This is a genomic window from Bartonella sp. HY328 (assembly GCF_025449335.1).
Taxonomy (GTDB): domain Bacteria; phylum Pseudomonadota; class Alphaproteobacteria; order Rhizobiales; family Rhizobiaceae; genus HY038.
In genome coordinates this window covers 1,000,050-1,013,658 of the sequence record NZ_CP104883.1, presented here as the reverse complement: position 1 = coordinate 1,013,658, position 13,609 = coordinate 1,000,050, and the positions used below count along the sequence as shown (strand labels likewise).

Annotated in this window: 11 protein-coding genes; 4 read left to right on the top strand and 7 right to left on the bottom strand. The window is 39.9% G+C overall.

The window, feature by feature from the left end; translation table 11 throughout:
- Nucleotides 1-82: 82 nt before the first annotated feature.
- Nucleotides 83-1,204, bottom strand: coding sequence for an ATP-dependent DNA helicase (locus tag N5852_RS04210; protein WP_262099166.1), 1,122 nt, complete (start codon nt 1,202-1,204; stop codon nt 83-85).
- Nucleotides 1,205-1,522: 318 nt separating this feature from the next.
- Nucleotides 1,523-2,059 (bottom strand): hypoxanthine phosphoribosyltransferase, encoded by a 537-nt coding sequence (gene hpt, locus N5852_RS04205; RefSeq protein WP_262099165.1) that lies wholly within the window; start codon nt 2,057-2,059, stop codon nt 1,523-1,525.
- A gap of 375 nt (nt 2,060-2,434) precedes the next feature.
- On the opposite strand from hpt, the gene N5852_RS04200 reads away from it, so the two are divergent.
- From N5852_RS04200 to N5852_RS04190, 3 genes are all read left to right on the top strand, one after another.
- Nucleotides 2,435-2,857, top strand: coding sequence for a DUF2750 domain-containing protein (locus N5852_RS04200; RefSeq protein ID WP_262099164.1), 423 nt, complete (start codon nt 2,435-2,437; stop codon nt 2,855-2,857).
- Between the two features lie 280 nt (nt 2,858-3,137).
- On the top strand, nt 3,138-3,797 hold the full coding sequence (ftsE, locus tag N5852_RS04195) for a cell division ATP-binding protein FtsE (RefSeq protein WP_182418725.1): 660 nt from the start codon (nt 3,138-3,140) through the stop codon (nt 3,795-3,797).
- Complete coding sequence (locus tag N5852_RS04190) at nt 3,790-4,785, top strand: cell division protein FtsX (protein WP_262099163.1); 996 nt, start codon at nt 3,790-3,792, stop codon at nt 4,783-4,785. Before ftsE ends, N5852_RS04190 begins: the two co-directional genes overlap by 8 nt.
- A 167-nt stretch (nt 4,786-4,952) precedes the next feature.
- Here N5852_RS04190 and N5852_RS04185 read toward each other — a convergent pair whose 3' ends face one another.
- Nucleotides 4,953-5,714: an alpha/beta hydrolase gene (locus tag N5852_RS04185; protein ID WP_262099162.1), complete on the bottom strand. Its 762-nt coding sequence runs from the start codon at nt 5,712-5,714 to the stop codon at nt 4,953-4,955.
- A 351-nt stretch (nt 5,715-6,065) separates the two neighbouring features.
- Here N5852_RS04185 and purD point away from each other — a divergent pair, with 351 nt between their 5' ends.
- The gene (purD, locus tag N5852_RS04180) at nt 6,066-7,352 is read left to right on the top strand and encodes a phosphoribosylamine--glycine ligase (protein WP_262099161.1); all 1,287 of its coding nucleotides are present in this window, start codon (nt 6,066-6,068) and stop codon (nt 7,350-7,352) included.
- A gap of 118 nt (nt 7,353-7,470) precedes the next feature.
- Here the strand turns inward: purD and N5852_RS04175 are convergent, their stop codons facing one another.
- The 4 genes from N5852_RS04175 to N5852_RS04160 all read right to left on the bottom strand — a co-directional run bounded on the left by N5852_RS04175 (nt 7,471) and on the right by N5852_RS04160 (nt 13,592).
- Nucleotides 7,471-10,467 carry an autotransporter family protein gene (locus N5852_RS04175; protein WP_262099160.1) on the bottom strand — a complete coding sequence of 999 codons (2,997 nt, stop codon included), beginning with the start codon at nt 10,465-10,467 and terminating at the stop codon, nt 7,471-7,473.
- A gap of 227 nt (nt 10,468-10,694) precedes the next feature.
- Nucleotides 10,695-11,639 carry a 2-hydroxyacid dehydrogenase gene (locus N5852_RS04170; protein ID WP_262099159.1) on the bottom strand — a complete coding sequence of 315 codons (945 nt, stop codon included), beginning with the start codon at nt 11,637-11,639 and terminating at the stop codon, nt 10,695-10,697.
- Nucleotides 11,640-11,669: 30 nt separating this feature from the next.
- Nucleotides 11,670-12,311 (bottom strand): LysE family translocator, encoded by a 642-nt coding sequence (locus N5852_RS04165; RefSeq protein WP_262099685.1) that lies wholly within the window; start codon nt 12,309-12,311, stop codon nt 11,670-11,672.
- Nucleotides 12,312-12,587: 276 nt separating this feature from the next.
- Nucleotides 12,588-13,592, bottom strand: coding sequence for an adenosine kinase (locus tag N5852_RS04160; RefSeq protein WP_262099158.1), 1,005 nt, complete (start codon nt 13,590-13,592; stop codon nt 12,588-12,590).
- Nucleotides 13,593-13,609: the final 17 nt, after the last annotated feature.

Below are 13,609 nucleotides of genomic sequence, written 5' to 3'. Positions count from 1 at the left end.
CTCTATTATCTGAAATCAATAACCAGTTAATTAAACAATATTTTTCGAACTAAAAAAATATCAATCGCACACAAGTTGAAATTTAACGGACAATCACCAATTCTTCGGCGGCGCGGGTTATTGCAGTATAAAGCCAACGCTCTCTTGTTTCACGAAAAGCGTAGCTTTCATCAAACAATACCACCTTATCCCATTGTGAGCCTTGCGCTTTATGGGTGGTTAAGGCGTAACCATAGTCAAAATCATCATAGCGTTTTTTCAAATTCCAAGCAATTTCTGCATCGGGATCTTCAAATTGTGCTTTTAATAATTTGATTTTTGCCATGCCGCGATCATCATCTTCTGGGTTTATCAAAAGATTAATACCCGGCTTTACCGTTTCTTTAGAGGATTGAAACACTTTCCAAAGCGAGCCATTAAGCAAGCCTTTTACAGGGTCATTGCGCAAGCATACGAGTTTATCGCCAGCTTGCGGATAAACAGCGTCAAAGCCTTTTAACTCCCGCAAACGTTGATTATAGCGCTTTCTTGTCCGATTGGTGCCAACCAATACTTGATCTGCTGCCAAAACCAGTTCTTGATTAACGTCGTTACGGGTGATGATCCGTGCTTTGCCATAATCACCATAAGCAATATCGCGCCCCTCGCGCACATCAAGCGCAAGGCGAATAATTGGATTGTCTTTGGCTTGACGGTGAATTTCAGTTAATAAAAAATCAGGCTCTGCCTCGGTAAAAAAGCCGCCACCGGAAATAGGTGGCAATTGCCCGGGGTCACCTAGCACCAAAATAGGTGTGCCAAAACTCATCAAATCGCGGCCCAATTGCTCGTCTACCATCGAGCATTCATCAACAACGATTAAAGCGGCTTGAGTAACGGGACTTTGACGATTAACCGAAAACATTGGCGCAATAGAGGTTTTACCAGTAATTTCGTCTTCAACCGCTTCTTCGCCGCGTGGCCGATAGATGAGGGAATGCAGCGTGCGAGCATTGCTTGCACCTTTCGAGCGCAAAACTTGCGCGGCTTTGCCAGTAAACGCGGCAAATTGCACCGTGCCATCAATTGTTTCAGCAAAATAGCGAGCAAGGGTGGTTTTACCCGTACCAGCATAACCAAAAAGCCTAAAAATAGGAGACCGCCCCGCTTTTAACCAGCGAGCCACTTCATCCAATGCTTTTTCTTGTTCAGGTGAAAACTTCATAAAAAGAACAAAACAGGATTCGAGGAAAAAGCGCAAGCTGGAACTGCATTTGTGCACGCGATTTTTAACCATGTTGTTATGCACAATCAAAATATTTGCACGATAAATATGATGATGGTTGAAAGTCGTAATGATACGGCGGATTTGATTGGTGGGTTTTGTTGGCTTTTCCTAAGCCTTACAGCAATTTGTATTTTTGCCCTTGGCTTATGTCGGCTTTTAGCTTGGGCAAAGAATATACAAAATATGAAAAAGCGCTTTAGCAGATGTTAGGCAGCTAAAGCGCTTTTTAATTTCTATTCTTTTACCAATCAATATTTATTCTTTAACAACGCCAACAAATGGCAATTGGCGATATGAATGGGCAACGTCCATGCCGTAACCAACCACAAATTCATCAGGGCATTCAAAACCAACATAATCGGCAGAAATATCCGCTTGGCGGCGTGTATGCTTGTCAAGAAGAACGGCGATACGGCTTGATTTTGCACCCCGTTCACTCACTAGATTTTGCACAAATTGCAAAGTGTTGCCTGATTCAAGAATATCATCAATCAGCAAAACATCGCGGCCAGCAATATCGCTATCAATATCATGGACAAGGCGGATATTACCCGGTGTTTTGCTTTCGCCATAGCTTGATACAGTGATAAATTCGACAGATGAAACGATGCCAGTTTTATGCAAGGCGCGGATCAAATCGGCTGCAAAAACAAAAGAACCTTTTAAAATGGGCAAAACCAAAAGACGGCTAGGATTTGAAGCTGCAATTTCGGCGGCAATAAGATTATTGCGCTCTGCGATTTGTTCTTCTGAAAAAAGAACATCAATTTGTCGACCGTCTATTTGGGGCATTAACTTTTTCTTTTTGCTAGGAATTAAGAATCAATGGGGAATGCGCTCTATTTATAAGCTATTGATGATTGGCGCAAAGGAAATCGTTAAAAAAAACTTTTTCCCAAGCTTGCAGCCGTTTTTTACCGTCATTTTAAGTCCGTTTGGAAACTGTTTACATAATAAAAACTACTTTTAGCACTGCTATTTATACACGAATTTTTTAAAGCAGACTGCTCACCTCAAAATTGCCTTATGAAGTTTTTATTATTGGGTTAAGGCGAAAATCATCAGCCATAGTTTTATATATTTTACGTTAAAACTTACTAATATTATTTTTGACAAGGTTAAAACAAACGATAGGCTTGGCAATAAAACTCTTGGAGATTGTCTCAAATGAATGACATATTCATGCCATCAGATAAAGAAATTCAAGTAATGTTAAAAAGGGATATCAATATTAGGTATCAATATTTTATTAAAAAAGTGGTTGATTGGCAGACTATATGGATTATTGAAGACGATGATTTTCCTATTTGTGCAGGAGATGGTCAAGGAAACTTTTATGTGGCCTTATGGCCAGCACGAGCATATGCTGAACTCAATTTAGTTGGTGCCTGGGCGGATTATAAAGTCTCCTCTATACCATTAAAGCATTTTTTAAATGAATTAGCGCCAAATCTTAAAAAAGACAATTACGGCCTATGTATTTTTATGGTACCTGACAATAGTAATGTGGCCTTAGTTCCATTGGATAATGTAGTTGAAGATATGCTAAATTATCAAGATGAATATTATTCATATTTATATAATGATTAATTTATCTCAACCGCTATAGGATTTGTTGCAATCTTAGGTAATTTAAAAAAACCAACATGTTCATTTGCAGCTTTGCAACAATGGTAAAACCATGCATGGTTTACAGTTATTCGTGTCTGCAGCTATTTATGCAAATTATTGTTGGTTTACATTATGCTTATGAGATAAATTAAATTGGCTTTTTAAGTTCATGAATATCAATCTTATTGAAATAATTAATTTTACTCATGGGTAAAAGGCTTTTAAAAGCTGCAAGCAGAAAAAACAGGGTAAGTATCACGTGATTCGCTTTGATAATGTAGGTTTGCGCTATGGTATGGGGGCTGAAATCTTAAAAGATGTCAGCTTCAATATACCATCAGGCTCATTTCAATTTTTAACTGGTGCATCAGGTGCTGGCAAAACTACGCTTTTGCGTTTGATGTTTTTGGCACTAAAACCAACGCGTGGGCTTATCACAGTTTTTGATAAGGATACATCCTTGCTCGCGCGCAATGAAATGCCGCAATTGCGCAAACGCATTGGCATTGTTTTTCAAGATTTTAGGCTTCTTGATCATTTAACCACTTATGAAAATGTGTCGCTGCCCTTGCGCGTGCGGGGACGTGAAGAGCATACCTACCGCGCCGAGGTAGAAGAATTATTGCATTGGGTTGGCCTTGGCGAGCGCATGAATGTTTTGCCCCCTGTATTGTCTGGCGGTGAAAAACAGCGTGCAGCAATTGCCCGTGCCTTGATCGATCAGCCTGAAGTGCTTTTAGCCGATGAACCGACCGGTAATGTTGATCCGCCGATGGCAAGACGTTTATTGCGCTTATTTATTGAGTTGAACCGGCTTGGCACTGCGGTTGTGATTGCCACCCATGATTTACCACTGATGGATCAAGTTGATGCACGCCGGATGATTTTGGAAGAGGGAAAGTTGAAAATTTATGACTGATAGCATGGAGCAAAAATCAGCTAAGCGTCCGATTGGGCGACTTTTGGGTAAAAAGTCTAATGGTCTTACCCCAATTGTTCCTGAAGGCGACATTCGTGGTTTTGCTTTGGCTGTTGTGCTAACAATTATGACATTTTTAGCAAGCCTTTCCCTCGGCGGAGTTAATCTTATCAACACTTATGCAAAGAATTGGCAATCAGATATATCGCGTGAAGCGACAATTCAAATCATGCCGGGTGATAATATTAACATGGAAGAAGCGCTTAAAAATTCCGTGCGACTTGTTACTGAATTTCCAGGAGTGAAAGAAGCGCGCATTCTTGACCGTGAGGAAACGCAAAGCCTGCTTGAACCCTGGCTTGGTAGTGGTATTAATGTCAGTGAATTACCCATTCCACGCTTGATTATTGTCACCTTTGATCAAGGTTCGGCTCCCGATACTTTTAGTTTGCGTGAGCTCATAAAACAAAATGTGCCTAATGCCAATTTTGACGATCATCGCATGTGGGTCGATCAGTTGTCTAGCGTTGCCAATAGCTTTGTGGCAGTTGGCCTTGGTGTCTTTATGCTGGTGCTTGTCGCATTAATTTTAACCATTGTTTTTGCGACACGCAGCACGCTTTCCAACAATAATCATATTATTGAAGTCTTGCACTTTATTGGAGCAGAAGCTGGATTTGTGGCCAGACAATTTGATTGGTATTTTTTCAAAACTGGTTTAAAGGGAGCCACTATTGGCGCTTTGGCGGCTTTGGCACTATTTTTTATGTTTTCGCTGTGGTCATCTTATAATAATCAATCACCGCAAGCTATGGAAATGACCATGCTGTTTGGAACCTATTCCATCGGCTGGGTAAATATTGTTGAAACATTTTTACTTATTTTCTTTGTGGCATTTTTAACCATGTTTACCAGCCGCATTACAGTCATTCGCCAATTGCGTGAAATTGACAGCAAGGAAACAGGCTTTTTTGCTAGAAATACTTAGCCAACCATTTTAAAATATAAGTCCTTATCATTTTCTGACTGATAAGGACTTTTTAGAGCGTTTTTTGAAAAGTATGAAGCGGTTTTCGGATAAAAAACGCGATGTAAACAATGCATTAGAGCGCCGATCTGATCCAATTAGATCGAAATGCACTCTAATGTTGATACTTAAATCAGCGATTTAACGATGCGTTCTAATAAAGCAAGATCTTGAGGACGTGATAAGCGATGATCGCCATCATGCACAAGGGTTAGAGTCACATCATTAAGCGGCAAATGTTCCATGAGTTTCATGGTTGATTGATAAGGCACCACATCATCTTTCATGCCTTGGATAATATGCACTGGACAGCCTGTATCAATAATGCCTTTTAAAACGAGATTATTTGCGCCATCATCAAGCAGCTTTTTTGTATAAGGGGTGGAGCCATATTCTGTTTCAATATTAAAATAGCCTTGTCGATCCAAATCTTGGCGATTTTGGTCGGTAAGACTTGGCTCGACAAGGGTTTTGGTAAAATCAGGCGCCGGCGCCAATAAAACAATTGCTGCTGGAGTAATGCCTTTTTTCTTTAGTTCTTCAACCATTCGCAAAGTAATCCAGCCGCCCATTGATGAGCCGATCAAAACCTGTGGGCCCTCACTAAACCGCTCAAAAACAGCAAGGCTTTGAGCAAGCCAAAGAGAAATTGAACCATCATAAAAATCGCCTTTTGATTCACCATGGCCTGAATAATCAAAGCGTAAAAAACTATGGTTTTCTTTATCCGCCAATTCTTCTAAAAATACGGCCTTTGTTCCAAGCATATCCGAGCGATAGCCGCCAATCCAAACAAGCCCAGGGGCGTTATCACCTGTTTTTTGGCGCAACGCGATATCAATCCCATCAACATTGAAAAATTGCGGCATATTCTTATCAATTTCGTTCATCTCATCTTGTCCCTTATGGCCCCAATAAACCTAGTTTCTTAAAATAACGATTTAATTAACCAAAACGTCATGACCAAATTATAACGCAACAACACACGCATAACCAACTATCACAACATTTTTAAAACATTAAATGGACTGATAACAATTATAATCCAATATTGCATTAATAATGTGAAATTCATGCTTGATTTTCAAATTTTACCGATGTCGGTTTACTCTTCATGATTTTAAATTTTAAGCTTTATGTTTAAAAGCCAATTTTAGCTTGTTATTTACTTGCCGCCCCCCTCGTAGATGTTTTAAAGATTAATCTAGATTATTATTTCCAACAGGGATTGGGGCTGTGGCATGAAAATTCTTCTTATTGGTTCTGGTGGACGCGAACACGCTTTGGCGTGGAAAATGACGAGTTCCCCCTTATTAGAAAAATTATGGTGCGCGCCCGGCAATCCTGGAACTGCAAAGATTGCTGAAAATATCAGCCTAGATATTAGCGATCACCAAGCGGTTATTGCTTTTTGTAAAGATAATGGTGTTGACCTTGTTATGGTTGGCCCTGAAGCACCGCTTGTCGCTGGCATTTGCGATGATTTGATCGCCGCTAATATTAAAGTTGTTGGCCCAACCAAGCAAGCCGCACAGCTTGAGGGTTCAAAAGGCTTCACCAAAGATATTTGTAGCCGCTTTGATATTCCAACCGCTAGCTATGGCCGCTTTAGCGATGCAGATAGCGCCAAGGCCTATATTCGCCAACAAGGTGCCCCAATCGTGGTCAAAGCCGATGGCTTAGCCGCCGGCAAAGGCGTATTTGTTGCCATGACCTTGGAAGACGCATTAAATGCCATTGATGCTTGCTTTGATGGTGCTTTTGGCGATGCCGGTGCTGAAGTTGTGGTAGAAGAATTTTTACAAGGCGAAGAAGCAAGCTTTTTTTGCCTTTGCGATGGCAAAAACGCTATTCCCTTTGGCACGGCCCAAGACCATAAGCGCGTAGGCAATGGTGATACTGGGCCTAATACAGGTGGCATGGGGGCCTATTCGCCAGCATCAATCATGAGTGATGAACTTATTGCCCAAACTATGCGCGAAATTATTGAACCAACCATGCGCGGCATGATTGCCATTGGTGCGCCATTTACTGGTATTTTATATGCAGGCTTAATGCTAACCGACCATGGTCCAAAACTGATTGAATATAATGCACGCTTTGGTGATCCTGAATGTCAGGTATTAATGATGCTGTTGCAAGATGATCTTATCCCACTGCTTGAGAAGGCAGCAACCGGCAATCTAGCAGGCGTTACACCAAAATGGGCAAATGAGGCGGCACTCACCATTGTTTTAGCTGCCGAAGGCTATCCCGATCATCCACTTAAAGGCACGATTATTGAAGGCGTTGAAGAAGCAGCTAAAGAAAAAGATGTTGTCATCTTCCATGCTGGAACCGCGTTAAAAGATGGAAAATTAATTGCTAATGGTGGACGAGTTTTAAATGTTACCGCCAAGGGTGCAACAGTGTTAGAAGCCCAACATAAAGCCTATGCCGCCATTGATAAGATCAATTGGCCCCAAGGTTTTTGCCGCCAGGATATTGGTTACAAGGAAATTGCCCGCCTCAAAACGCATCATCAATAATCTTGTTTCACTATTGCACAAATGATCTAGGGTCAGGCTTTCATATACAAACCATAAATAGTGTTTTAAAATAAAAAGGCAGCCAATTGGCTGCCTTTTTATTAAGAGATTTAGCTATTTAAAAGCGGGCTTTAAAACCAACTGTACCATTAAAACTATAACTATCGCTAAAATTTGTAAAACTGGTACGCGCATCAATTTCACTATAGATGGTAAAGGCATCATCTTTCCAATTATAAGAAATACCTGTGCCAAGACCACCCCAGAAACGATCTGTACGGTTACGGAAATTAACACCGGTCAAATTAATATTGGTACCATTTAAGAAATCATAATAAAGATTGCCAATACCATAAGCCTTTAAACGGCGTAAATCACCTTCTGATGTTTTCCAGCTTACTTCACGATCAAATTGCATGCCCAAACGACCAGTTAAAGCATTACCATCTTTTGCATTAACATGGCCGCCATAATTATCATTGAAACTATTAAAATCGACATCATTATAGCTTAACTGAACTTGTGGGGTCATTGCCCATTCTTGATTAAGAGCAATTTTCTTACCTGCTTCAATACTAACAGCATAACCACGACCGCGATTGCCATCAACAACACGCTTACCAAATCCATTTTCTAGCCAATTGGAACGGATATCGCTATCATAGAACATCACCTGCCCTACACCATCAACATATAGCCCATTGGCGCCATACCAAGTTAAAGTACCACCAAAGCCATAACCATCTGTAGTTATTTCACCATTACCATAGCGTGAGTCAATGTCAGCTTTTGCATGACCATATTGGAAATAAACACCGCCAATAAATTTACCATGAGCAGTTTCTTGGGCAATAAAATCCAAACCTAATAATGTTTTTACCAAATCGATATCATATGAAGAATTGGTTTTACTAATATCAGACTTAATGTGGCCTGTACCACCATCAACCTTCATCCAAAAGCCACGACCATCAGCTTGATCAATTGTGTTGGCTTGCGCATCTTTTGCAGTGTTAAGCCAAGTACGGTTACCAACGCGCTGTTCTAGCGTTCCAACCTTATTCAATTGCTGAAGAATTTGCGGATAGGCTTCATATAGGGGCGCAGTAGCTGAATAAACTGGCTTTACGGGCTTTACTGGTTTTACTGGTTTGTCTTCAGTATCATCATCATCTTTTGTACTAAGCGAACGCAAATACCAATTGCCATCAAAATTACCCGCAGCATCGCTTGCGTAAAGTGAATAGGCATAAGCACCTGCAATAATTGCTGAGCGTCCCTCAAACGAATAATCAGATTTTAAAGTAAATGCATCGGCAGAAGATGTACCATCAACTTTAATGATATTTATACCATTTCCAGTTGTTAGTGCGCCAATACCATTGCGATTAAGGATATTAACCCAAGTACTACCCGTTGCATCACCTAAAATATGCAATTGATCGGTTGAAGAATTGCTACCACCCAATACGGTATTAATAAAAATTTGCCCATTATTGGCAGCATAATTACCATCAATTTTTAGAGTCTTATAAGTATTATCATAAGAGAATGAAATTATGCCATCATTCGTGATATTAGACTTTAAACTGACATTACCATTAATGTATAAAGTGCCTAGATTTTTAAACGCATCCTGTTCGCTAGACAATGTTTCCCAACTTGTCTTGTCATACAGTTTTAAAGATGAATTGGCTTCAACGGCAATTTTTCCAACACTAACTACAGTTAAATCCTGCGCATCATAATTGGCGGTTTGTGTACCCTTTCCAACAGAAAATAATGCATCTTCATCACCAATTACATTACCCTTGATAATGCTTTTGTCACCAAGAGCGTAAAGAGATGCAGAGCTTAAATTCACTTCACCTAAAAGAGAACCATAATTTAAGACTTGACCATTTGCCGAAATAGAAATAGACGCGCCACCACCTTGGATGACGCCACCTTCAAAATTCTTAATAATAGCATTTTGGAAAGAGGATTCGACACCGACATTAACACCATTAATATTGCCGCTATTTTCGATAACAACACTACCCGTATTGCCAGTAAGCTCTATACCAACAACACCGCTTATGTCTTTATAATTATTGATACTTACAGTATTTTGATTGCCATTTGTATTATTGACCATAATACCTAAGGCTTGGCGCGCATATATAGTACCATAATTATTGATGACATTGCTTTGGGCAATTGGATTAATATTATTAATAATGATGGCTTGGGAGTTTTCTACATCCTGACTACCAATAGTCCCATAATTATTAATTACTCCAATCGTACCCCTGTTTTGAATAATGGCACTTTGGCCTGTTTCAATGGTGCCATAATTATTAATTTGACCAATATCATTATAGGTTAAAATACCATATTGACTTGATTTAAGCTGACCATGATTATCAATGGAACCGATATAGCCAGTACCACCATTGGTAAAGATAGCGGCATTGTACCAAGTTGTATGATCGCCGCGCGCTTCGATAATATTATTGTTTATTATCTTATCAATCGCTGCTGGACCATCCAACTGAATACCTGCATTATAGCCAGAAATAACGCCAGAATTAGTCAAAGTGCCGATTTTTGCCGTGGTAATAATAGCCGCGTCAACACCTGATATAACGCCATCATTGGTTATACTATCAATCGCACCAGTAGACAAAATAGCTGTCGTGTTATCTGATGAAATAACGCCGCTTTGCGTGTTATGTATTGAACCAATCGTGCCTTGATTAAACAGCCCCAAGCCCAAAGACGATTTTAGCGTGCCTGAATTGACAAAACTCGTAATAACACCCCTGTTTTGAATACCTGCATCTTCCCAAAAACGATCTGCATTTTGTATGGCAGAAATCATTCCAGCATTGGTAATGCTAACTGTATTGTTTGCATTAACAAGTATTCCACGGTTTACCCCCAAAACCTGACCGGTTATTGTATTTTCAAAGGTTAAACCGTTATAATTATTATCAAGTGTTAATGCTGTATCTGGTGAACTAATAATGGTGTCATTGACCATTTGTGAATAAGAAAAACTTGTGTTTAAACAACATAAAAAAGTGCTGCAAAAAATAAATTTTTTCCAAGAAAAAAGTTTATGTCTATACATTATAGGGAATCCCGCTAAACTTGCTTAAAAATTTTCCCTTAAATAACATTGACTTGTTAGCATTTCAATTGATAAGCTTCAATTTATATATGTAAATTCGTATTTGCTTATTTTAGTGACTCTTTTAACACAACTAAATAATTAGCCGACTAATAATTTTCCTATAATTAATAAATTTTGTGAGTATAATGCGCTATCTAAAGCTTAGATAAAATTTTTAATCAGCATTAATAGCCCAATTTGCGATTGACACAATGCGATAAGTCACCGTTTTTTTGCCAAGTGGCAATATTGTGTGCAACAATTTTTGCTGCAGTTTCCTTAGACGTTTGCGCGGCTATATGGGGTAATATGGTAATTGCTGGATTATGCCAATAGGGGCAAGTTGGCGGCAATGGCTCAACATTAAAGACATCAAGAATAGCATGCCCAAGTTGCCCTTGCTCAATAGAGTTTAGCATAGCTTGCGCTTCAACAACTGGCCCACGGGCAAAGTTAATTAAAGCTGCACCTTTTTTCATTTGAGAAAATCGCTTTTCATTCATCAAGCCGGTGGTTTCATTAGTTAAGGGTACAAGCAAAACAACAATATCACTTGTTTGCAACAATGTCGCTAAGCCGTCATCTCCCGTTAAGCTTTCAAGATTATCAATAATTTTTGGAGTACGGCTCCAACCAATGACATTAAAACCGGCATGCTGTAAAAATTTTGCTGACGCTTGCCCAAGCAGCCCCAAGCCAACAATGCCAACAGTCATATTATGAGGTGGGCGATATTCACGCGGTTGCCATTGTTTTGCCATTTGGCTGATCCGATAGGCTGGCATATCACGTTGAATATAATAGCTCCAAGCAAGCACAGCTTCAGCCATGGTGCGGGTTAATTCAGGATCAATAAGGCGGATAATTGGCGCGCAATTTAGTGGAAGCTCACTAACCAATCTTTCAACCCCGGCCCATAAACTATGGATAAGTTGTAAATTAGGCAGCAAAGCAAGCTCATTAGGGTCAGGATTAGCAACAATTGCCACCGAGCAATCATGCTTTTGCATATCGCTCATTGCTGATATTGCCATAATTTTTTGACCATTAAATGCCTTATTTAATGCGTCCAACCAATTTTGTGTTTCCTCACCATTATAACGAGAAACAAATGCAATAACCTTGTTCATAAATCCTCCCATTTATTTTATCGACATGCTTTATTTTGCTTGAATGGCCAATAGTTTTACTGCAAAGCCCATGAACATCGCCCCCATCACCCAATTCAAACCACGAATAAATTGCGGGTTTTCCTTTAATAGCTTGGCAACGCGGTCAGCGGCAATAATGATTGCGGCAACAAAAGGCACGGAAACGGGAATGAAAGATAGCCCCAAAAAAACCAATTTACCAGCAGCATGAGGATCTGTCACCGACACAAATTGCGGCAAAAAGGTCATATTAAATAAAATAACTTTAGGATTTAACAAATTGGACATCAAGCCAGCCAAATAATTCTTTTTGAAAGAAAATGTTTTGGTCTTATCAACATCAAGCTTAAAAGTTGATCGATTGCGAAACAATTGAATAGCCAACCAAACAAGGTAAGCAGCCCCTGCCCATTTTAAAATAAAAAATGCGGTTGGCGAGGCAATAATGAGCGCAGAAAGCCCAATAGACACGGCAATGACATGGATAAAAATGCCACTATACGCGCCAAGCAAGCAAGCAAAACCGGCTTTTGCCCCATCAAGGATAGAGCGTGAAATAAGCAATGTAAGATCAGGGCCGGGAACAAGTGTCAAGATAATGGAATAAAGCGCAAATTTTAAAAAAATTGACCATTCTGGCAAAAATGTCATCATATTTGCTACACCTTTTTGGAGCGTATTTCGATCTGATTGGTTCAGATTGGCGCTCTAATGCATTGTTTACACCGCGTTTTTTGTCCGAAAACCGCTTCACACTTTTCGGAAAACGCTCTAATCACATTGATAAAATTTCTAGCAAAGAAACAACAACAAATCTATGGAAATAGTTGTGATGAATTTTGCTGGTAATATTATCAAAATGATAAAGGCACCCCAAAAATGAAAAGGTGCCTTGATTATATAGTATTATCAATTTTTCAAAAATATTTAGCGCTTTTCAATTAAGCCTTCTTGTACTGCAGCATCGCGTAAAGAATATTGTACACGAGCGCCAACCTGCTGGATAACTAGGCCAGCCGCAAGCGAACCAAGACGCGCAGAATCTTCAAGGCTTAACCCATTGGTATAACCATAAAGGAAACCCGCCGCATAAAGATCACCAGCACCAGTTGTATCAACAACCTTTTCAACTGAAATAGGTGAAATAGTAAAGGTTTCATCACGCTGAACAATAACGGAACCTTTATCACCGCGCGTTACACATGCAATATGCTTGCAATCGGTGCGGATAGCGCGAATAGCTGTATCAAACGAAGTTGTATCATAAAGCGCTAGAATTTCTGCTTCATTGGCAAAAACAATATCAACCATGCCAGAGCGGATCATTTCTAAAAATTCATCACGATAGCGCTCAACACAAAATGAATCTGACAGAGTAATAGCAACTTCATTCATATTTTCATGGGCAATACGTGCAGCAAGGCGCATTGCTTCCTTGGCGCGTGGCGGATCCCACAAATAGCCCTCAAAATAAGTAACTTTGGCTTCAGCAACCTTGGAAATTTCAATATCTTCAGGGCCAAACTCAATGCATGCGCCAAGATAAGTATTCATCGACCGCTCGCCATCGGGCGTATTAAAAATCATACATCTTGCTGTTGGCGCGCCATTTTCCAATGGACGGGTATCATAGGAAACACCTTGGCCACGCATATCATGGGCAAAAACTTGCCCCAAATGATCACTTGAAACCTTACCCATAAAGGCAGCCTTACCACCAAGGCTGGCAACACTTGCCGCTGTATTGGCAGCACTACCACCTGAAGATTCTATGGCTTGTCCCATACGGCTATATAAAAGCTCAGCGCGGCCACTATCAATCAAATTCATCGCATTTTTTACAATGCCGTTTTGAATAAGAAAATCATCAGAACAACGGGCAATAACATCAACAATAGCGTTGCCAATGGTTAAAACATCGAATTTCGGCATGGATTAAAAAGCTCCAT

What these genes read in the sequence shown, in the direction of transcription:
- hpt (WP_262099165.1), bottom strand. Translation starts at nt 2,059, where the DNA reads ATGCCCCAAATAGACGGTCGACAAATTGATGTTCTTTTTTCAGAAGAA.
- N5852_RS04175 (WP_262099160.1), bottom strand. Translation starts at nt 10,467, where the DNA reads ATGTATAGACATAAACTTTTTTCTTGGAAAAAATTTATTTTTTGCAGC.
- N5852_RS04210 (WP_262099166.1), bottom strand. Translation starts at nt 1,204, where the DNA reads ATGAAGTTTTCACCTGAACAAGAAAAAGCATTGGATGAAGTGGCTCGC.
- N5852_RS04170 (WP_262099159.1), bottom strand. Translation starts at nt 11,639, where the DNA reads ATGAACAAGGTTATTGCATTTGTTTCTCGTTATAATGGTGAGGAAACA.
- N5852_RS04200 (WP_262099164.1), top strand. Translation starts at nt 2,435, where the DNA reads ATGAATGACATATTCATGCCATCAGATAAAGAAATTCAAGTAATGTTA.
- N5852_RS04160 (WP_262099158.1), bottom strand. Translation starts at nt 13,592, where the DNA reads ATGCCGAAATTCGATGTTTTAACCATTGGCAACGCTATTGTTGATGTT.
- N5852_RS04185 (WP_262099162.1), bottom strand. Translation starts at nt 5,714, where the DNA reads ATGAACGAAATTGATAAGAATATGCCGCAATTTTTCAATGTTGATGGG.
- N5852_RS04190 (WP_262099163.1), top strand. Translation starts at nt 3,790, where the DNA reads ATGACTGATAGCATGGAGCAAAAATCAGCTAAGCGTCCGATTGGGCGA.
- purD (WP_262099161.1), top strand. Translation starts at nt 6,066, where the DNA reads ATGAAAATTCTTCTTATTGGTTCTGGTGGACGCGAACACGCTTTGGCG.
- N5852_RS04165 (WP_262099685.1), bottom strand. Translation starts at nt 12,311, where the DNA reads ATGACATTTTTGCCAGAATGGTCAATTTTTTTAAAATTTGCGCTTTAT.